This is a genomic window from Serratia sp. 2723 (genome assembly GCF_050434425.1).
Taxonomy (GTDB): domain Bacteria; phylum Pseudomonadota; class Gammaproteobacteria; order Enterobacterales; family Enterobacteriaceae; genus Chania.
In genome coordinates, this window is record NZ_JBNDIN010000010.1 from 18,032 (window position 1) to 38,195 (window position 20,164).

Genomic DNA, 20,164 nt, shown 5'->3' on the forward strand with positions numbered 1-20,164 from the left:
CGCCAAGTGAGCGTGTTTTTATTGTGTGAAGCAGGCGCCGATCCCGGCGCCTTGTCTATTCTGGCCGAGCGCTGGCAGTTAACTAGCGACGAAGATGCGACGATGGCGCTGGTGTTGACGCCAGAACGGTTGGAACTGCGCAAGCGCGACGAGCCAAAGCTTGGCGCTATCTACGTCGATTTTATCGCTGGCCCGATGGCCCATCGGCGGCGTTTCGGCGGCGGCCGTGGCGAAGCTGTGGCCAAAGCGGTAGGCATCAAAGGCAGCTATGTGCCTAGCGTGGTGGACGCTACTGCCGGGTTAGGGCGTGATGCGTTTGTGCTGGCGTCGTTGGGTTGCCAGGTTCGTATGTTGGAACGTAATCCGGTTGTCGCTGCGTTGCTGGAAGACGGCTTGCAACGGGGCTATCAGGACGCGGAGATCGGCCCTTGGCTGCGTGAACGCATGACGTTACTTCATGCATCCAGTTTGACAGCGCTAAGCGATCTCGATCCGCGCCCGGAAGTGGTGTATCTCGACCCAATGTATCCGCATAAGCAGAAGAGCGCGTTGGTGAAAAAAGAGATGCGGGTATTTCAGTCTCTGGTGGGCAGTGATGATGATGCCGACGGCTTGCTGGAGCCAGCTCGCAGGCTGGCCACCAAAAGGGTCGTGGTGAAACGTCCGGATTATGCACCACCGCTGGCCGACGTTGCTGCTCATGCCGCCACCACCACCAAGAGTCACCGTTTCGATATTTATATGCCTTTGTAAGATAAGCGTTTAGCCCCTCACCCTAACCCTCTCCCACAGGGAGAGGGGACTGAATGTGCTACAACTTGTCTTGTTCGTTCGACCTTTGCAGCTGTCATTGCTTAACTCATTCCCATCACTGTTGTAGCTCCCTCTCCCTGTTGGGAACCGATCGAGTTTGATGAGATGACCTCTTTACTTCCAAAAAAGCAGGGGCTAACAGCTCCCTCTCCCTGTGGGAGAGGGTTGGGGTGAGGGGCATTCATTGAGCCTCCTCACATTTCCCATGCTCATTCTGCAATGTCACTGGTAACGCTGAGAGGTGCGTCGCATAATCCTGTTTAATTACAATCAACTATAATGAAAGAACATGATGAAAAAGACGCTGCTTTCCCTACTGTTTTGTTTGAGTACCTCTGCCATGGCCGCTGAACCGGTAAATATCACCATTCTGGGCACCTCCGATCTGCATGGCACCTTCGTGCCTTGGGACTACTCTACCGACACCGAGAACCTGGCGGGCAGTCTCAGCCAGATTGCCACCCAGGTGCATAAAGTCCGTGCCCAGCAGCCGAACGTGATCCTGGTAGACGCCGGGGATACCATTCAGGGCAACTTTGTTGAAACCTTCAAGAATGATAAAACCAGCCCGATGATCCTCGGCTTTAACGCGTTGGACTACGACGTATGGGTGATGGGTAACCACGAGTTCGATTTTGGTCTGAAGGCGCTGGCAACCCCACTCAGCCAGTTCAAAGGCACCGCGCTGGCGGGCAATATCTTCTGGGACAGCGGCAAGCCTTACCTGCCCGCCTATAAGATCGTTGAGCGTCAGGGGGTGAAGATTGGCATTATCGGCATGGATACGCCGATGACCGCCGAGTTTGCCAAGGGCACCGATCGCATCGACGGCCTGACGTTCACCGATCCGGTGCAGGCGGTAAAAAAGGTGATCCAGCAGATCCACGGCCAGGTGGACGCCATCGTGCTGGTGGCTCATATGGGGATCGATAATGAGAACCAACGGCCAGGCACCGGCGTGGGCGATATCGCGCGGGCCAACCCGGAGCTGGCGGCGATCGTTGCCGGGCATATGCACGTTAAGGTGGATAAAGAGGTGATCAACGGCGTGATCGTTACCGAACCGGACAAATATGGCCGTGCATTGTCGCGCATTGATCTGCAATTTGAGCAGCAAAATGGCAAATATGTGTTGATCAATAAAGACAGCTACACCTATCCGATCAAAGGCATCAGCTCCGACAAAAAGCTCGAAGAGATCTACCAGCCGTTCCATACCATCCTGCGTGCCAACGCCAACCGGCCCATTGCTCAACTGACCGGCCAGGATCTGGTGTCGCCAGACGCGGTGAAAGGCATCCCGCAGGTACATATTCAGGATACCGGCATCAGCGCGCTGTATCAGGAGGCTGCCCGTCACTATGCGCCTAAGGCTCAGGTGATCGCGTTGCAGATTGATAACGACAGGCCGAAGCTGAACGTGGGCACCATCACCGCCAAGGATATCGCCTTCAACTATCAATATGCCGGTGGTGAAATTACCGTCTACCAGCTGACCGGTAAAGAGCTGAAAAAGTACATGGAGTGGTCAGCGGACTACTTCAACCAGCAACATGATGGCGATGTCACCTACAGCTTTAACCCACAGCGCCGTGCGTCCAAATACTCTACCAATGACTTCTTTGATGGCGTGACCTATACCATCGATCTGCGTAAACCCGTTGGGCAGCGCATCACCGAGTTGAAATTGAACGACGGCACCCCGGTGACCGACAGCACGCCAATCCAGTTGGGGATGAACAGTTACCGCATGGGCCACCTGACGCAAAAAGGCGGCGTACTGGAAGGTATGCAGTTCCCGGTGCTGTCCGATACCAAGGCGGAATTTGGTGAGGAAGCAGGGACTATCCGTAATCTCACCATTCGCTATCTGACCGAGGTGAAGAAGGGCGAGTATCAGGGCAAGGCGATGCATCGCTGGAAGCTGGTGGGGCTGGAAGGGTACGAACGTGAGCGCAAGATTGTGAACAAACTGCTCAATGACGGCAAAATCAGCGTGCCGACCACCGATGATGGGCGCTATACCAACGTGGCCTCCATCAACGTCAAAGAACTGCTATTTAGCGATCCGCAAATGATGAAGCAACAGGTTACGGCGCTGCAAAAACAGGCGCAAGCGGCGACCGATCCGGTCATCAAACAGCGGCTGAACGATCGGTTGGTGATTATCGAAGCCATTAATTGAGGCTAAGCCACTGCCAATCTGATAAAAAATGCCGGCATATTCGCCGGCATTTCTCATTCAAGGGTAAGGTTAGAGCACGCCTTGAGCCAGCATCGCATCGGCAATCTTGACGAACCCGGCAATGTTGGCGCCGTGAACGTAATGCGTTTGCTTGCCTTCACCGCCGTACTCGACGCAGGACTGATGGATATCCGCCATGATGTGACGTAAACGGATATCGACTTTCTCTGCCCGCCAGTTAAGGCGCGCGGCGTTTTGCGCCATCTCCAGCCCGGAAGTGGCAACACCACCGGCGTTGGCGGCTTTGCCCGGTGCGAACAGCACGCCCGCTTCCAGGAAGGCATCGGTAGCCTGGATGGTGGTTGGCATATTAGCGCCCTCTGCCACGGCTTTGACCCCGTTGCGGATCAGCACCTGTGCGGCTTCCAGATCCAGCTCGTTCTGGGTGGCACAAGGCAGGGCGATATCCACCGGCACGTTCCACGGGCTCTCACCGGCCAGATAGGTCAGGCCACGCTCGCGGGCGTAATCGGCAACCCGGCCATAGCGCTGGTTTTTGATTTCGGCCAGATGCGCCAGTTTTTCAGTAGTGAAGCCAGCTTCATCTACCACGGTACCGCCGGAATCGGAAACGGTGATCACCCGCGCGTCCAGCTCCAACGCTTTCTCAATGGTGTATTGCGCCACGTTACCGGAGCCGGAAACCGCGACACGCATCCCTTCAAAGCCCAGGCCATGGCGTTGCAGCATTGAATCGGTGAAGTATACCAGGCCGTAACCGGTGGCCTCCGGGCGGATCAGGCTACCGCCGAACGACAGGCCCTTGCCGGTAAAGACGCAACTGGTGTTATTGGACAGCTTTTTCATCATGCCGGCCATAAAGCCCACTTCGCGGCCACCTACGCCGATATCCCCGGCTGGCACATCGGTATCTGGGCCCAGGTGACGATAAAGCTCGGTCATCAGCGATTGGCAGAAGCGCATGATTTCGCCCTGGCTTTTGCCTTTGGGATCAAAGTCTGAGCCACCCTTGCCGCCGCCCATAGGCAGCGTGGTCAGGGCATTCTTGAAGGTCTGTTCAAAACCGAGGAACTTCAGAATGGAGGTGTTAACCGAAGGGTGGAAACGCATCCCCCCTTTGTATGGCCCAATGGCGGAGTTGAACTGGATACGGTAGGCGCGGTTTACCCGTACTTTGCCCTGATCGTCGACCCAGCTGACGCGAAATTGAATGATACGCTCAGGCTCTACCAGGCGCTCTAACAGGGCGTGGTCACGATAATGAGGGTTACGCTCGATGAATGGCCACAGAGAAGTAAAGACTTCACGCACTGCCTGCAGATATTCCGGTTGGTGCGAGTTATGACGTTGTAAGGATTTTAGAAAGGATTCTAGCGATACAGCCTGTTCCATGGATAGCTCCTGTTTAGCATATTGGTTCCCCTGTTTTTATGATGTGTCTCACAGTTGGGGAGGATGTTGTGTCTACCTCGACTATATCACTGTGGGGTGGCTGATTAACAAGCAATAAATAACAGGAAACCATGAAAAACGCCCGCGCAGGGCGGGCGTTGGCCAAACAGGTTAGCGAATACTTACTTTTCTTCGTCGCGCAGCGGCACAATCAGCATATCGATGTGTACCGTATTGATTAACTGGCGCGCAGAGGACATCAATTTGCTCCAGAAATCCTGGTGGTGTCCACACAACACCAGGTCCATATCGTATTTTTTAATCGCATCAACCAGTACCTGCGCCAGATCGCCGCTGCCGCTCAGGGTTTCGGTGATGGGATAGCCCGCATTTTGCGACAGCTCGGTTAACGCATGGTGGGTTTCTTCGGAAATACGCTTTTGCATATCGCCAAGATTGACGTCGATCAGGCCGGTATACAGATCGGAATAGTTTACATCAACGTGGATCAGAGAGACTTTGGCATTGTACGGCCGCGCCATTGATACCGCTTTCTCGACCAGGATTTTGCTTTCCGGTGATAGGTCAACCGCAATCAGTATATGTTTGTAAGCCATGAGAATACTCCTTCCATATAATGCCGATTAAAGGGGGCAGGCATTCAGTGTTCCAGCTTGGCGTTTTCGCCTTACCTGCATAATACCATCCAGATAACACAATGATATGTTGGGGCGATCACACTGCATCGTATCAATCACCCTTGTTTATACGTTTACCCCACCCGTTTTACACCGCTGGGGCAAAAAATCCTATGGCTTATGTGGCTATCCGCCGTTTGAACGATTGAATTATAAGCATTGTTACTCAAAGTATAGCTTATGTCTGCTCTCCGAGCAGAGGGTGGGTAGATGAAGAATTGAGCCCTGACTGTAAATTTTATACGGTACCGGGATCTGTTTGCGTTTCATTATTCTACACTAGTGAATGTGGGCCCCACTTATTTCCTCTGATCGCTGTAAGGGCTGTTCATCAAGCGGTCAGAGGTTGTGGGTAGCAACGGGTCCGTAAGGTGCTAGGGGGATGGGAGCCAAGGCTCCGGCAGCATAAGGTATGAAGTAGGGCCGTTGGCCCGGCGGGTGGCCGGGATAACAACGCCTTGAGGGGGCTATCATGATTAGTACCGTCGCGCTGTTTTGGGCATTGTGTGTGGTCTGTGTGATTAACATGGCCCGGTATTTTTCTTCTCTGCGTGCGCTGCTATTTGTTTTGCGCGGTTGCGATCCGTTACTGTACCAATACGTCGATGGCGGAGGGTTCTTCACCTCGCACGGCCAGCCGAGCAAGCAGATACGGCTGGTGCGCTATATCTTTACGCAACGCTATATGGAGCACCACGACCCGGAATTCATTCGCCGCTGTCAGCGTGTCCGCAGCCAGTTTGTGCTGACTTCATCGCTGTGTGGGCTAGTGGTGATCAGCCTGGTGGCGTTGGCGATCTGGTATTAGCCCGGCGGTTGCAAGGCAAAAAAATGGCGGCCACTTTGGCCGCCATTGTTGTCATGGGCAATCGTCAGATCACTTTCAGCGCCAGCCAGTATAGGCCACCGGAAAGCAAAATCGAGACTGGCAGGGTTAGGACCCAGGCCAGCAGGATGTTCTTGACGGTTTTGCTCTGCACGCCACCACCGTCCACGATCATCGTCCCGGCAACCGCCGAAGAGAGTACGTGGGTAGTGGAAACCGGCATACCGGTGTAGCTGGCCACGCCAATCGACAGGGCGGCGGTCATCTGTGCCGAAACCCCTTGAGCGTAGGTCATGCCTTTCTTACCGATTTTCTCACCGATAGTGGTAGCAACGCGTCGCCAACCCACCATGGTACCCAGAGACAGCGCCAAGGCTACTGCGACGATAATCCAGGTAGGCGCATATTCAACGGTTTCCAACAGATCGGAACGCAGGTTCTTCAGGAAGCGTTGATCGTCCACTGAGGTTTCCGGCAGCTTGGCCACCTTGTCTGCAGTTTCCGTTACGCACATCAGCAGGCGGCGCAGATGGCTGCGCTGGTCAACCGTCAGTTGATCGTAGCTTTGCAGATTGTTCAACAGGTCCAGAGAGCGCTCAACGGCGATCAGGGCACGTGAACTGTCGCAGTGGAACTCAACCGGTTGATCAGGCTTTGGAGCCGCATCCTGAGGCGCAGGAACCAGCGGCGTCTGCGTGGCCACATGTGCCAGAGAGTCGCCATGCTGTTGGTAGAATTGCTGCAGGTGGCTCACGGCATCACGGGTACGGGTAATGTCGTAACCGGTCGCACTCATGTTGAGCACGAAGCCCGCAGGGGCAACACCGATCAGTACCAGCATAATCAGACCGATACCTTTCTGACCGTCGTTCGCACCGTGTGAGAAGCTCACGCCGATGGCTGACAGGATCAGAGCGATACGCGTCCAGAACGGTGGCTTACGTTTGCCATCGACCTTCTCACGTTCCGCCGGCGTCATATGAATACGCTGACGTTTTTTGGTATTGCTCCAGTAACGGCGCAGCACAAACACCATCAGCCCGGCAATCATCATACCGACCAGCGGGGAGAAGATGAGCGACAGGAAGATGCTGATCATTTTTGGCACGTTCAACGCGTCGACCACCGAGGTGTTGGTCACCAACGCATTGGTCAAGCCGACGCCGATAATGGCACCAATCAGGGTGTGGGAGCTGGAGGCCGGTAGCCCGAAATACCAGGTACCGAGGTTCCAGATAATTGCCGCCAACAACATGGAGAAGACCATGGCTAATCCGTGTGCTGAACTGACGTTCAACAACAGATCGGTTGGTAGCAGATGCACAATGGCGTAGGCAACACTCAAACCGCCGAGCATCACGCCAAGAAAGTTGAACAGGCCAGCCATAACGACCGCAAGTTGCGAGCGCATAGCACGGGTGTAAATTACAGTAGCGACCGCATTGGCCGTATCATGGAAGCCGTTGATGGCCTCATAGAACAATACAAACAGCAATGCGAGGACTAACATCAGGCCGGTATGGAAATCCAGGCCAGTGAACAAATGCAGCATAAGCGTTACGCCAGGTTTGTGGACATGAACGCCGCGCATTATCGGCGACAACCGGTGTCGGGGAAAAGGAAAATATGACGTTTTTTGAATTTACCTGTTGTCGTGGGTGTTGTGTTACGGCTGAATCGATGTAATTTCAGCATGTTACCACCGTTTACGCTCGTTAACATTTTCTTACGTTGGCGTTCCCCGCCGATGTCTTTACAATCCCTCTCCGCTGATTTAGCGGTATACAGGCAGTGAAATGGCGTAAAATACGCTCTTGTTGCCGCGATTGTTGTGGTTATTGCAAAGAGAGGTCTGGGTGGAACAGTTTGATGTTGTCGTTATTGGTGCGGGTGCCGCAGGGATGTTTTGTGCTGCGCAGGCAGGACAACTGGGTTGCCGGGTGCTATTACTCGACAACGGCAAAAAACCGGGCCGCAAGATCCTGATGTCTGGCGGCGGGCGCTGTAACTTCACCAATATGTCCGTTGAACCGGCGGCCTACCTCTCGCATAACCCCCATTTCTGCAAATCGGCATTGGCGCGCTATACCCAATGGGATTTTATCGATCTGATTAACCGCTACGGCATCGCCTATCACGAAAAAACCTTGGGGCAGCTGTTCTGTGATGATTCTGCGCAGCAGGTCGTCGATCTGTTGGTGCAAGAGTGCGAACTGGGTCAGGTGGTAACGCGCCTGCGCAGCGAGGTTCTGAGCGTTGAAAAAACCGACCAAGGCTTTGAATTGGCGCTTAACGGCGAGAGTGTGAGTGCTCGCTCACTTGTGGTGGCGAGCGGTGGGCTTTCCATGCCGGGCCTGGGGGCCACTCCCTTTGGTTATAAGCTGGCGGAACAGTTTGGCCTGAAAGTGTTACCGACCCGGGCCGGTTTGGTGCCCTTTACGCTGCATAAGCCGCTGTTGGAGCAATCCCAGGCGCTGTCTGGCGTTTCGGTTCCCGCAGTGGTCACGGCGGAAGATGGCACCAGCTTTCGTGAAAGCATCCTGTTTACGCATCGGGGGCTTTCTGGTCCGGCTATCTTGCAGATCTCCAGCTACTGGCAGCCTGGTGAGTTTGTGAGTATTAACTTACTTCCGACGCTGGACCTGGTGGGCTTCCTTAACGAACAGCGCCAGGCACATCCTAACCAGAGCCTGAAAAACACCCTGGCTTTGCACTTGCCGAAGCGCCTGGTGGAATTGCTGCAAGAGTTGGGGCAACTGCCGGAGGCCACGTTGAAGCAACTCACTCCAACGCAGCAGGCAGCGTTGGTTGATAGTTTGCAAGACTGGCGCGTACAACCCAATGGCACCGAGGGTTACCGTACTGCGGAAGTGACCCTGGGCGGTGTGGACACCAAAGAGCTTTCTTCCAAAACCATGGAGGCGAGTAAGGTACCGGGCCTGTACTTTATCGGTGAGGTGGTGGACGTGACAGGCTGGCTGGGGGGTTATAACTTCCAGTGGGCCTGGAGTTCGGCGTGGGCTTGTGCACAGGCTTTGGCTGCGCAGAAATCTTAAAGAGATGGCAGGCATTTCTGAAATCGGCTCGTCATGAAGAGGCGCGGTATGCTGCGCCCATTCAGATAATCAATCGTCTATTTTAAGAACTTTAGAGATAGGAACATCGGACGTAATTCAGAATAATGGGCTCGGCTCGTGCGTTGAGACAAGCGCACTCTTATTCAAATAATAACAAGGAAAGTTCTGCTGATGAAAATCAAATACGGTTTAGCATTGTTGGCTTCTCTGGTGCTGGTTTCCGGCTGTAGCCAAAAGGTTTCCTCCTCACGCGCGGTGGCTGATCCTGCCTCTGCCCCGGCTCCGGTAGCCCAGGAACATAAACTGGGAACGGCATGGGGTGAGGATGTTTACTCCAAAGTGACCACCGTTGACGCGAAGCGTATGCATTCCTCTCCAGACAGTGTCGCCAAAGTGTTTTACAGCGCGGCAGCGTCCAGTAATGGGCAGTACACCAATGAGATCGTGTTGTCTTCCGTCAGAATGCGGGTGCAGACCGAAAATAATCGGGATTTCGCGCTCAATCGCTATAAAAATGGCGAGTTTTCATTCTCTGCTAATGACGGCGAGCGCTACCAGCTGTTCTTTTATAACACCAGCCCCAACAAAACCTATGAGGTAGTAACCGCTGTTGACGGCCTGGACGTGATTTCTGGCCGCAGTGGCTCACTGCGCAATTCCGGCTATCTGGTTTCACCAAAAGGAACTCTGGTGATTGAGGGCTTCCGTAAAAGTGACTCGTCTGTTGCCGCATTCCGTTTTGCAAAACCGGATGACTCCTACGCTGCGAGTTCATTGGCGGGCGAAAAAGAGAATACCGGCGTGATTGGCGTGGCGGTTTATGAAATGGTGCTGCCGGGCCTGCCTGATTGCCAACCGCAGGCGTTCCCTGGGGATACTAAATACGCTCCTGCTCCCTGCAAGAAACCGTAATTGCGTGAACATGGCCTCAAAATCTGAGGCCATTATTCAGGCTTCTGGCCTGTTTCCAGCCTCCTCAGACCCCTTAGACCCCCTGAATCTTCTGACCCCCGTAGCTGCTATCGCCTCATCGCAGGGTGAACGCTTACCTTTCGGCTAGCAAGACCTTTCTCTTGGCAGTTTTCGAGATAATAAATGGTGTGTAGGAATAATCTGGTTGATAATAATTTTAAGTTTACAATTGTCGTATTTTTTCAGAATATTCTTCTGCATCTTGTGGTTGCGCTTTTCTATTGTTTTTAATGGGGCATTTACAGCAAAATCTGGTTATTTTTACCCAGCTTAGGTTAGATATAGAGATCTCAGTAGGAATTTTATCTTGTTCTCAGTAAAAAATATGGTGTTATTGCAATTCTGCGAATTATCTCACCATTGAGGAAATATAAAATTTGGCGATCTTTATGCAATGTGACCTATATCAATAAACCATGGCTGGAAAAATCTATCTTATATAGGGCCAGCTTGGTTAGAGGGGCGTTTTGTGGTTTGTTGTGAGTCGCTAATGCATATTAACATGCTGATTATTAATCATATCTTGGCAAGGCAATCAGTCTCAGAGGAAAGTGGTTATGCCATGGAGTCATGAAATTCAACAGGCAATTACCTTGTTACAGGCATGTCAACATCGCCATACGGACAGTCTGCCCTGTCCGGCCAGGGGGGATGAACCTGGCGCAGTAGGTACTTGCGCAGAAAAAATCATGCCGTCGATTATCCTGCTTAATGCGTTTGCCGATGTACTTCCGCAGCATCAGGAATTACATCGTCTTGGTATGGTCCTGGAGGCCCAAGGCCTGATCAAAAAACTGGCCCAAGGGGAGAGCTACAGCCAAAGTGCATTAGGGTATTTACGTGCTCAGATCGAACCCTGACAGTTCCATTGGTACCCCCTTCAATTTTAGTAAGGAGGGCTTTTTGGTTGGCATACTATCCTCATCATTAGTGAGCTATTTATTTCATCGTGATCCGAGCTTATGCAGTAATTGACGTGTTGGGCAAGGGGAAGGGCTAATATAGGGTGTAAGGCCCGGGTGTTTTATCGATATAATTCGATTGCTGCGAAAGTATTATTAATTGCTTTGACACATATACATATTGTCGTGTCGTTGCGGGGGTAAACTATTACTACATTATTAATACTGCCAGCCATATATACGTAGTATTAATAATGTGCCAAGAGTACCTTGTTGAAGATCGTTTCCTCATTGCTTAGCCCAACCCGCGGTAATTCGTGCATCGCCGATCCCGATGATAGACTCCGCTAAAACGGTTGGGCTGGTAAGTCTGCCAGGAATGATGTCCGGTCTGATCTTTGCCGGTATCGATCCGGTAAAAGCCATCAAGTATCAGATCATGGTGACATTGATGCTGTTTTCTACCGCCAGCCTGTCAACCATCATCGCCTGCTATCCGGCTTATCGGAAGTTTTACAACCAGCGTGAGCAACTTGGTGGTTCGCACGCTCAAATAGGCACTTTTCGCCCTACGCAGTTTGTGTAAAGCGGGACTCCCCGCGCCTGCGGGCAGCTTGTGCATTTATCCTTGCAGTAATGCGATACTGTGGCGGATCTCGCGTTCGATATCGTCCTCTGTCCAGGTGTTTAGCTGTGAAGAGAACGGCTCGAAAGCATAGATCCCCCGGTAGCCCAAACGTTCCAGGTTCTGTACCTGGGCTACGCTTGCCAACCGATCTTTATCGCTCAACATAATACGTTCTTCATCGCTCAACGCGCTTTTGATGAGCGGATCCTCAACGCCAGAGAGATGCACCAAACCAATCTGCTCAACCCGAATCTGAGCATCAAACTCAGGTTGTGCTACGTCGCTCAGATAGTGGTGGAACGTATCCAGCACGATCTTATAGGGTACGCCAGCATCACGAATGATTGCCTGTGCCAGCAAGGAAGAACGCAGTGAACTGATGCCAAACCCTAATGGTTCCACGTAGCCCTCAACGCCGTACTGTTTGAACAACGGAGCGAGTAGCCGTAGTGCAGCCAGCGTATCTTCCCTCTTTTGTGACTCACTACGCCGGTCGCTCGCGTTGCAATGTGGGCACATCACCACCGCCTTGCTATGGATGGCTTTTGCCTGAACCAGTAGCGTTTCGGCGTTTTTCAGCAACGCTGCCTGATCTTCTAGCCGATTGAACATTCCCAGAGCATTGATGGTGACGATCTCAATGCCGAACTCTTCGGCCAGCGCGTTTAACTGCTCGTTGCTCAGGTTGTCGGCCACTTTGCCACCCGACATATCGTTGCGCAGTTCGACCTTGCTTAACCCACACCTTTTCACCAGGTGGAAGAAGTTCCCCAGCGTGAGGTTGGGGGCGATCTTACGGTTGATACAAAAACGGGCTAACGCAATGGCCATGATGCATCACTCCTGGGTTTGTCGGCTTTAGGCTTTGCCATCTTCTACCGTGACGATTTCAGATAGCGGTTGGCGATAGCGTTTCGCCATTACCACGTCTTCCATTCTTTCCAGTGAAACGCCCTTGGTTTCTGGAATAAAGCGGGCAATAAACCAATAGCTGAACAGGCAGCAGGCGGCAAAAACCCACATTGGGAACGCCCCGTGGAAGGTGGAGAACAGATAAGGTTGGTCATTGATCATCGGGAAGCTTTGGGCCACGACAAAGTTGGCCAGCCACATACAGCCAACGGCAATGCTCATCCCCTGTGAACGCATGCGATTTGGGAAGATTTCGGAGACCAGCACCCAGGCACCTACGCCCCATGACATGGCGTAGAACACCATAAAGAACAGCATACCGAACAACGCGAAGTAGCCGGTTGCCTGGGTATACAAGGCATAGGAGGTGATCAGCAGGCCAACGATGGTGCCGAGGGTGCCCCAGCGCATCAGTGGAATACGGCCTATGCGATCCATCAGCATGGCGCCGATCACCGAACCGACCAGCTGTAACACGCCGATCCAGATGGTCTGGAACAGGGCTTCTTGCGCATTTTCGGTCACGGTTTTCAGCACTACCGGGGCGTAATACATCATGACGTTAACCCCCGTCACCTGTTGCAGCATGGCGATCATACAGCCGACAAACAGGATGAAGCGTACGCGTACGTCGCCATAATTCAGCTTTTGCTTGCGGTGATGTTCGTCCTGGCGAAGTGACTCCTTGATTTCGCTCAAAACGCTTTTAGCATGCGTGGCATTTGAGACGCGGGTCAGCATGGCTAATGCCTGATCGTCGCGGCCCACCATTACGCTCCAGCGTGGCGATTCGGGGATGATAAAGACCAAAACGGTGAACAGCAGGCAGGGGATCACCTCTGAGCCAATCATCCAGCGCCAACCCATTTCCACCAGCCAGGCTTCGCTGGCATAGCTGGCAATCTTGAAGTTAACGTAAAAAATTACGATCTGGCCGAATACTATGGCGAACTGCTGCATGCTGAGCGCCCGGCCCCGCATATCTTTCGGTGAGACTTCTGACATGTACATGGGGGATACCGTTGCGGCCAGCCCGACGGCCAGGCCCCCAATGATGCGATAGATAACAAACCAGGTGAAGGTGGTGGCCAGAGCGGCACCGATCGCCGAAATGGTAAACAGCAGTGCAGCGACCACCAGGGCCTTTTTACGCCCATAGCGGCCGGCCAGCGGCCCGGCGCCGAAGGCACCGACCACGCAGCCGATCACTACGTTGGAAACCGCCCAGCCGGTTTCTGCCGGGCTGAGGTCAAAGTAGGCTTTAAGGGCTTCGATCGCCCCGGAAATTACGGCGGTGTCATAACCAAACAGAATGCCGCCGAGTGCTGCAATCCCGCAGATACGCAGGATATACCCAGTATTGTGTTTACGCTGATGTGACATATGTTGCTCCGATTTTTATCCTGGCTTCTGCCTACTCAGTGACTTGTAGGGTTGGTAGGGAGGCAGAAGGGTGAACCGTGCCTGTCATCAAGGCGGTGTTTTTCAGGGTGTCCTTTGGCAGACAAGAACATTTATTCCATATTTAGTGAATAATGAAATATTGATTTTTAGATCTAGTTCAAAAAATTGAGCATAAACAGGGCAAATTCTCACCCCGAATTGCATGGCGGATTGGAAAATTGACTTGCCCAGACGAGAAAGCGTATCTCCATAAAAACTAGGGATTACTGTGTAAATCCTCCCGGCTGGCAGATCGCGGATAGATTCGTTCGCCACTGCCCGCTCTGCCTACGATCATGGCAAATTTGCGATCGGTAGCGCTAAAAACAAATTTTCTAAAAACTTTTATTTGAAACTTTTTTTTCAATGGCATAGAGTTTGATTCATCTGGTCAGGATTTAATCTGCCTGTGGGCCGTACTCTTGCAGGCGGCACGATGAACGTCACGGTATGCGGCCATGCTTCAGGCCGTGGCGATAGCGGACTTAACAGAGGGTGAAACATGAAAACCGTGGGTAACTTTATTGGTGGGCAGGTTTGCCTGAGCAGCAGTAACCAAACCGTCGACGTGCACAATCCGGCTAGCGGTCAGGTTGAACGCCGCGTGACGCAGAGCACCGCCGCCGAGGTGAAACAGGCTATTGATGTCGCCCATCACGCATTTACCGACTGGGCGCATACCACGCCGCTACGCCGGGCGCGTATCATGTTCAATTTCAAAGCATTGCTAGAGCAACACCGCGAAGAGCTGGCGCAACTGATCGTCAGTGAGCATGGCAAAGTCTATTCCGATGCGCTGGGTGAATTGACCCGTGGCATGGAAGTGGTGGAGTTTGCCTGCGGCATTCCGCACCTGATCAAAGGGGAATTTTCACCGGATGTGGGCACCGGCGTGGACAGTTTCTCGCTGATGCAGCCGCTGGGCGTAGTGGCCGGGATCACACCGTTTAACTTCCCGGCCATGGTGCCGATGTGGATGTTCCCTATCGCGCTGGCCTGCGGCAATACCTTCGTCTTGAAGCCTCCGGCGTTGGTGCCTTCAGCCTCCGTGCGTCTGGCAGAACTGTTGAAAGAGGCGGGCCTGCCGGATGGGGTGTTCAACGTAGTGCATTGCGGCAATGAAGAGGCCTCGCAACTGTGCACCGATCCACGCATTCAGGCGGTGAGCTTCGTTGGCTCATCCACCGTTGCAGAGCATATTTACACCACCGCCAGTGCGCATGGCAAGCGTGTACAGGCCTTTGGGGCCGCCAAAAATCAGGCTATCGTTATGCCGGATGCGGATCTGGATGCCACGGTCAATGCGCTGATGGGAGGGGCATTTGGCTCGGCGGGTGAGCGTTGTATGGCGCTGCCGGTGGCCGTCGTGGTTGGTGATAGCACCGCAGATAAACTGATTGCCAAACTCAAACCGCTGATCGCCCAACTGCGGGTTGGCCCCGGCATGCAGCAAGGTGGCGAGGAAAATGAAATGGGGCCGTTGGTCTCATCCGCCCATCAGAAAAAAGTGCTGGGGTACATTGATATTGGTGTTAAAGAGGGCGCAACGCTGGTGGTCGATGGACGGGATTATCAGGTGCCGGGTTATCCAGAGGGTTACTACGTGGGTGGTACCCTGTTCGATAACGTACAGCCGGATATGCGTATTTATCGCGAAGAGATCTTCGGGCCGGTGTTGGGCATTGTGCGTGTGGCAGATTATCAAACGGCCATCGATACGGTGAACAGCCACGAGTTTGGGAACGGCAGCGCCATTTTCACCAATAGCGGCCACTATGCTCGCCAGTTTGTGCATGAGGTTCAGGCGGGGATGGTGGGGGTTAACGTGCCGGTACCGGTGCCGATGGCTTTCCACAGTTTTGGCGGCTGGAAACGTTCGGTATTTGGTGCGCTTAACGTACATGGTACGGACGGCGTGCGATTCTATACCCGCATGAAGACGGCCACCGCCCGTTGGCCAAGCGGCCAGCAAACGGTATCCGAATACAGTATGCCAACGCTGGGCTAAACCGCTGTCAAGCATGCCGAGGCCGTTATTCCACCGGGATAGCGGCCGCTGTTGCTGGTATTAACGAATTGCAGCCACACTCACAAGCACGGGATTTAAGGAGAATTGTCATGTCATCATTACTTGCGAAATGTCAGCAACCGGATGCTCAGGGGCGTATTCAGTCCGTCACCCCGGAAAATGCCGGTTGGCGTTTTGTCGGGTTTGAGGTCTATCGGTTGGCGGCCGGGCAGTCGTTGCAGTTGGAGAGTGGCGATAAGGAACTTTGCCTGGTGCTGGTGGCGGGTATTGCCTCTGTGGCAACGCAACGAGCGGAGTATCCACATATTGGTAAACGGATGAGCCCATTTGAGCGCACTCCACCTTATTCCGTTTATGTTCCACACCACGACCATGTTGAAGTCCGGGCAGAGACCGATCTGGAACTGGCGGTATGCAGCGCGCCGGGTAGTGGGCATCTGCCTTCACGCTTGATCACCCCGGCAGACGTCGGCGTTGAACGGCGCGGTAAAGGCCGTAACCAACGGCTGGTACATAATATTCTGCCGGATAACCAACCGGCTGACAGCCTGCTGGTGGTTGAGGTCTATACCGACGAAGGCAATACCAGCTCCTACCCAAGCCATAAGCACGACCAGGAAAACTCGCCGGACGAAACCTACCTGGAAGAGACCTATTACCACCGTCTTAGCCCTGAACAAGGGTTCTGCCTGCAACGCGTCTATACCGACGATCGTTCGCTGGATGAGTGTATGCCGGTCTATAACCGCGACGTGGTGAAAGTGCCGCGCGGTTACCACCCGGTGGCAACCCTGGCCGGATATGACAGTTATTATCTCAACGTGATGGCGGGGCCGGTACGTTTGTGGAAGTTCACCTGGGAAAAAGATCACGCCTGGATCAACAGCGGAAGCTATTGATCGCCGTGGGCAAGATCCTAAACGGGCGCGCTGCGCCCATTTAACCGAATATTACAGCTCTTTGGCGTTATTCAGCGCCAAAGATACCGCCAGCGTCTGTGCCAGGCACATGGAGGCCACCTGCGAGCGGAACCCATCTACCTGTGCTTCGCGCACCACAAAACAGACATCGCTGAAGGCGGCCAGCGGGCTGACCTGGCTGTCGGTAATGGCGATTAGCTGTGCTCCCTGCTTGGCACCCAACTCCACCAGCTCTACCGCTTCTTTGGCATAAGGCGAATAGCTGATGGCGATCACCACGTCCTTGGGTTTCACCATGCTGAGCTGTTCGGTAAACATTCCGCCTAACCCGTCAATCAGGAAAGCTCGCCTTTCCAGGTGGCGCAGGGCATAGGTGAGATATGAAGCCACGCTGAACGAGCGGCGCAGGCCAATCACGTAGATATTTTCGGCGTTATTCAGCAGCTCTACCGCCCGATCCAACTGCTCGGCGCTGGTTTGCATTGCCAACTGTTGCAGCGCCTGCGAGTTGACCATGGTAAATACGTTGAGGATTTCTGCCGGCTTTTCCGGGGCAACGCTATCGTCGGTTGAGGTTTGGCGAAACAGGCGTGCACGCTCGGTATAGTTCACCGTTTCTTCCATCAGATGCTGGCGGAAGACCTGCTTCATTTCGTTGAAGCCGCTGAAGCCAAAGGCGTTGGCAAAACGGATCAGGGTAGAAGGCGGTACGCTGGCCTGTGCGGCGATGGAGGCAACGGTATCGAAAGCAATGCTGTTACTGTTATCCAGGATGTAGCGTGCTACCTGTTTTAAGCGCTTGCTCAGCGTTTCATAACGGCGGCGGATCTCGTCCTGTAACAGCGAAAGTTGAGTTGGGTTAGTCATCCATTCGGCTCGCGTATTGGCTGAGGCGTATTGGTTTATACGCTGAAAATATTGTCCGGTTATTCTAACAGATGGAGTGGACATTTCATTTCTACAAAAAGCGATTTATTTCGTCGCCAGTTGCGTTACTTCACAGAAAATGGGCAAAAAAATCCCCTTAAAGCAGCGAAAATCACTTTAAGGGGCGGAGCCGTCAATAACGGCGTTTAACTCCGGCTGGTTTTACTCGCAGGCTGCGGACGATACTGCCGCCAGAAACCGATCAGCGTCAGGTATTTCTGTTTCACCTGTTCGACCAGCCCGGCGTCATCGATCTCACCTTGCAGCCAAAGGCGCGAAGCAGCGCCAAAAATGGTGCGGCCAACCGCAAATCCTTTTACCCAGTGGGCATCTGCGGCTGCGGCGAACCCGGCTTTCAACGTTTCCTGCGGAGAGTCTAGCCCGAGGATTAGCACCCCGCGGCAGAATGGGTCGTGAGTTTCAATCAATGCCCCCACTTTTTGCCAGTTGGCAGCGCTAAGCGGTGGCAATTTCCACCAGTCTGGCAGAATGCCCAGTTGGTAGAAATGTTCCATCACCTGCAGATAGTTGCGCTCGTCTTTGTCGGCATGATCTTCTGGCAAAATGACTTCCAGCAACAGTTCATGGCCCGATTTGCAGCAGCCACGATACACGTCGACGATCAGCTCATCCTGCTCACGGCGCAACGCTTCGGCATCCTGTGGATGATAAAACACCAGGCATTTGACCACGTGCTCTTGGGGCCAGTCGATCAGCTGCGAGCCAATATTGCCGTGCTCCAACCGCAAAGGGCGAGAGCTTGGCAACTCCACCGGGCGGCCAATCCACCAGCCCTGGCCAGTAATGGCATTCAACGCCGCCTGGCCGTAGGTGGTATCCGCCAGAATACCGCTGTTGCCGTACAATTCAGCTTCGGCAGCGGCAGCCTGTGCAGCAGCCAACAACAACGTTTTTAACTGTGGGATCCGCTCGGTACTCACTCCAGCCTCTCGCGCCATCTCTGCCAACTGCTTGCGGTGATCAAAAGCAAATACGCACAGTTCAGGCCATTGTTGTTTGCGCGTGGTAACGCGGTGCAGATGGTTCAGCCGGGCATCCAGATCTGGGCGTTTCACCTCTTGTTCGCGTTGCAGGTAATCGTCCAGCTCCAGCTTGGTCGGCATCGCGGGTGCGCAGCCGTGGCGTGATACCACCAGCGCACCGCAGGCATTGGCGTAACGGCAGGCCTGATCCCAACCCTCATCATTAAGGTATCCACGTAGCAGGCCGGACATAAAGGCATCACCCGCGCCGAGCACGTTCAAAACGTCAACGCGGACGCCAGAATGCAGTTTGACTTGCTGCCAATCTGTGGGGATAGCCCCTTCAAATACCGAGCACCCTTGCGCTCCTCGCTTGCACACCAACGTGGCCTGGGTGACCTTACGGACGTTTTGCAACGCGATCAGCGTATCGGTACTGCCGCCAGCGATATGGAACTCTTCTTCAGTCCCCACGATGAGATTGAAATGGTGCAGAACATCCTGCAACTCGCTGGTCACCTTTTCCGATTCGATAAAGCGGGTCTCGCCATCACCTAACGAGGTCAACCCCCACAGCACTGGCCGATAATCGATATCCAATGCGGTACGCAGCCCGTGGCGGTGGGCGTATTCCAACGCTTTGAGCACCGCTGCGCGCGTTTTGGGGTGGGAAAGATGGGTGCCGGTGATCGCCAAAGCCCGTGATGATGCGATGTAGTTTTCATCGATATCATCGGGTGTCAGCGCCATGTCGGCACAGTTTTCACGGTAGAAAATCAGCGGGAAGGTTTCCTGATCCTTGATGCCCAGGATCACCAGGCCGGTCAGGCGTTGCTTATCGGTGATCAGGCTCTGCGTGTCGGCGCCGACGCGCTGGAGTTCTTCACGCAGAAAGCGGCCCATGTGCTCATCCCCTACGCGAGCCAGCATGCCGGATTTTAACCCTTGGATCGCGGTGCCATAGGCCACGTTGCCGGAGGAGCCGCCAAGATATTTGGAGAATGAGCTGGCATCTTCCAGGCGTGCGCCGATTTGTTGAGCATAGAAATCGACAGCGATGCGCCCGAGGCAAATGACATCAAGCTGCTTTTGTTGTGTGGCCATACCCGTATCCTTCTGTCATTAAGCAAAACCGATTGCGACCCGGTAAAGGAGCTAAGTAGGAAGCATGGTTGAAGTATGAGGAATAAAAATTCCAATTTCAATATTAGATGAAATTTATACCCCGAAAATGTGATGCATTTAAAAGCAGTATTCAACGGGTAGTCTGCCGAATCGGCACATTATTATTGATAGAACAATCCCTTGCTGAAATAGGTTGCGCAAGCGAGCGCCACCTTGATGGCTGCTGTTCCGATCGCGAGTGGGTGCGTCGATCGAAAGAGAGTCATGATTCCTTTTTTCTTAATCAATTGAATTATATAAATAACTGTAGC

15 protein-coding genes and 1 pseudogene are annotated in these 20,164 nt (G+C 53.5%); 9 read left to right on the forward strand and 7 right to left on the reverse strand.

Annotation, left to right across the window (positions count from 1 at the left end; translation table 11 throughout):
* Positions 1 to 6: 6 nt before the first annotated feature.
* Together rsmJ and ABIE29_RS15570 are read left to right on the forward strand one after the other, a co-directional pair.
* On the forward strand, positions 7 to 753 hold the full coding sequence (rsmJ, locus tag ABIE29_RS15565; protein ID WP_429619651.1) for a 16S rRNA (guanine(1516)-N(2))-methyltransferase RsmJ: 747 nt from the start codon (positions 7 to 9) through the stop codon (positions 751 to 753).
* A 352-nt stretch (positions 754 to 1,105) separates the two neighbouring features.
* Complete coding sequence (locus tag ABIE29_RS15570; RefSeq protein ID WP_429619758.1) at positions 1,106 to 2,998, forward strand: bifunctional metallophosphatase/5'-nucleotidase; 1,893 nt, start codon at positions 1,106 to 1,108, stop codon at positions 2,996 to 2,998.
* A gap of 69 nt (positions 2,999 to 3,067) precedes the next feature.
* Here the strand turns inward: ABIE29_RS15570 and gdhA are convergent, their stop codons facing one another.
* Both gdhA and uspA read right to left on the reverse strand, forming a co-directional pair.
* Entirely contained in the window at positions 3,068 to 4,411 is a 1,344-nt protein-coding gene (gene gdhA, locus ABIE29_RS15575) for an NADP-specific glutamate dehydrogenase (RefSeq protein WP_021807409.1), read from the reverse strand.
* A 182-nt stretch (positions 4,412 to 4,593) separates the two neighbouring features.
* Complete coding sequence (uspA, locus tag ABIE29_RS15580; protein WP_021181773.1) at positions 4,594 to 5,028, reverse strand: universal stress protein UspA; 435 nt, start codon at positions 5,026 to 5,028, stop codon at positions 4,594 to 4,596.
* Between the two features lie 553 nt (positions 5,029 to 5,581).
* Between uspA and uspB the strand changes: the two genes are divergently transcribed.
* Complete coding sequence (gene uspB, locus ABIE29_RS15585) at positions 5,582 to 5,917, forward strand: universal stress protein UspB (RefSeq protein ID WP_021181771.1); 336 nt, start codon at positions 5,582 to 5,584, stop codon at positions 5,915 to 5,917.
* Between the two features lie 64 nt (positions 5,918 to 5,981).
* On the opposite strand, the gene pitA is transcribed toward uspB, so the two are convergent.
* Positions 5,982 to 7,487 carry an inorganic phosphate transporter PitA gene (pitA, locus tag ABIE29_RS15590; RefSeq protein ID WP_429619652.1) on the reverse strand — a complete coding sequence of 502 codons (1,506 nt, stop codon included), beginning with the start codon at positions 7,485 to 7,487 and terminating at the stop codon, positions 5,982 to 5,984.
* Positions 7,488 to 7,791: 304 nt separating this feature from the next.
* On the opposite strand from pitA, the gene ABIE29_RS15595 reads away from it, so the two are divergent.
* From ABIE29_RS15595 to ABIE29_RS15610, 4 genes and pseudogenes are all read left to right on the forward strand, one after another.
* A complete protein-coding gene (locus ABIE29_RS15595; protein ID WP_065683979.1) occupies positions 7,792 to 8,991 on the forward strand; it encodes an NAD(P)/FAD-dependent oxidoreductase in 1,200 nt (399 codons plus the stop codon).
* Between the two features lie 192 nt (positions 8,992 to 9,183).
* Complete coding sequence (locus ABIE29_RS15600) at positions 9,184 to 9,924, forward strand: hypothetical protein (RefSeq protein WP_429619653.1); 741 nt, start codon at positions 9,184 to 9,186, stop codon at positions 9,922 to 9,924.
* Positions 9,925 to 10,541: 617 nt separating this feature from the next.
* Positions 10,542 to 10,844, forward strand: coding sequence for a hypothetical protein (locus ABIE29_RS15605; RefSeq protein ID WP_429619654.1), 303 nt, complete (start codon positions 10,542 to 10,544; stop codon positions 10,842 to 10,844).
* Positions 10,845 to 11,199: 355 nt separating this feature from the next.
* Positions 11,200 to 11,472: pseudogene (locus ABIE29_RS15610) on the forward strand (ABC transporter permease); the annotation flags it as partial.
* 36 nt (positions 11,473 to 11,508) lie between these two features.
* Here ABIE29_RS15610 and ABIE29_RS15615 read toward each other — a convergent pair.
* Both ABIE29_RS15615 and ABIE29_RS15620 read right to left on the reverse strand, forming a co-directional pair.
* Positions 11,509 to 12,345, reverse strand: coding sequence for a TIM barrel protein (locus tag ABIE29_RS15615; protein WP_429619655.1), 837 nt, complete (start codon positions 12,343 to 12,345; stop codon positions 11,509 to 11,511).
* Positions 12,346 to 12,372: 27 nt separating this feature from the next.
* Positions 12,373 to 13,809, reverse strand: a complete 1,437-nt coding sequence (locus ABIE29_RS15620; RefSeq protein WP_429619656.1) for a sugar porter family MFS transporter — start codon at positions 13,807 to 13,809, stop codon at positions 12,373 to 12,375.
* 562 nt (positions 13,810 to 14,371) lie between these two features.
* Here ABIE29_RS15620 and ABIE29_RS15625 point away from each other — a divergent pair.
* Together ABIE29_RS15625 and iolB are read left to right on the forward strand one after the other, a co-directional pair.
* On the forward strand, positions 14,372 to 15,877 hold the full coding sequence (locus ABIE29_RS15625) for a CoA-acylating methylmalonate-semialdehyde dehydrogenase (protein ID WP_429619657.1): 1,506 nt from the start codon (positions 14,372 to 14,374) through the stop codon (positions 15,875 to 15,877).
* A 110-nt stretch (positions 15,878 to 15,987) separates the two neighbouring features.
* Entirely contained in the window at positions 15,988 to 16,797 is an 810-nt protein-coding gene (gene iolB / locus ABIE29_RS15630) for a 5-deoxy-glucuronate isomerase (RefSeq protein WP_429619658.1), read from the forward strand.
* 51 nt (positions 16,798 to 16,848) lie between these two features.
* On the opposite strand, the gene ABIE29_RS15635 is transcribed toward iolB, so the two are convergent.
* The gene (locus ABIE29_RS15635) at positions 16,849 to 17,685 is read right to left on the reverse strand and encodes a MurR/RpiR family transcriptional regulator (protein ID WP_021181760.1); all 837 of its coding nucleotides are present in this window, start codon (positions 17,683 to 17,685) and stop codon (positions 16,849 to 16,851) included.
* A gap of 206 nt (positions 17,686 to 17,891) precedes the next feature.
* Positions 17,892 to 19,832: a bifunctional 5-dehydro-2-deoxygluconokinase/5-dehydro-2-deoxyphosphogluconate aldolase gene (locus tag ABIE29_RS15640; RefSeq protein ID WP_429619659.1), complete on the reverse strand. Its 1,941-nt coding sequence runs from the start codon at positions 19,830 to 19,832 to the stop codon at positions 17,892 to 17,894.
* Positions 19,833 to 20,164: the final 332 nt, after the last annotated feature.

Excerpts from the sequence above, each read along its gene's own strand:
- ABIE29_RS15570 (WP_429619758.1), top strand. The coding sequence starts at position 1,106 with ATGAAAAAGACGCTGCTTTCCCTACTGTTTTGTTTGAGTACCTCTGCC.
- gdhA (WP_021807409.1), bottom strand. The coding sequence starts at position 4,411 with ATGGAACAGGCTGTATCGCTAGAATCCTTTCTAAAATCCTTACAACGT.
- uspA (WP_021181773.1), bottom strand. The coding sequence starts at position 5,028 with ATGGCTTACAAACATATACTGATTGCGGTTGACCTATCACCGGAAAGC.
- uspB (WP_021181771.1), top strand. The coding sequence starts at position 5,582 with ATGATTAGTACCGTCGCGCTGTTTTGGGCATTGTGTGTGGTCTGTGTG.
- pitA (WP_429619652.1), bottom strand. The coding sequence starts at position 7,487 with ATGCTGCATTTGTTCACTGGCCTGGATTTCCATACCGGCCTGATGTTA.
- ABIE29_RS15600 (WP_429619653.1), top strand. The coding sequence starts at position 9,184 with ATGAAAATCAAATACGGTTTAGCATTGTTGGCTTCTCTGGTGCTGGTT.
- ABIE29_RS15605 (WP_429619654.1), top strand. The coding sequence starts at position 10,542 with ATGCCATGGAGTCATGAAATTCAACAGGCAATTACCTTGTTACAGGCA.
- ABIE29_RS15615 (WP_429619655.1), bottom strand. The coding sequence starts at position 12,345 with ATGGCCATTGCGTTAGCCCGTTTTTGTATCAACCGTAAGATCGCCCCC.
- ABIE29_RS15620 (WP_429619656.1), bottom strand. The coding sequence starts at position 13,809 with ATGTCACATCAGCGTAAACACAATACTGGGTATATCCTGCGTATCTGC.
- ABIE29_RS15625 (WP_429619657.1), top strand. The coding sequence starts at position 14,372 with ATGAAAACCGTGGGTAACTTTATTGGTGGGCAGGTTTGCCTGAGCAGC.
- iolB (WP_429619658.1), top strand. The coding sequence starts at position 15,988 with ATGTCATCATTACTTGCGAAATGTCAGCAACCGGATGCTCAGGGGCGT.
- ABIE29_RS15635 (WP_021181760.1), bottom strand. The coding sequence starts at position 17,685 with ATGACTAACCCAACTCAACTTTCGCTGTTACAGGACGAGATCCGCCGC.
- ABIE29_RS15640 (WP_429619659.1), bottom strand. The coding sequence starts at position 19,832 with ATGGCCACACAACAAAAGCAGCTTGATGTCATTTGCCTCGGGCGCATC.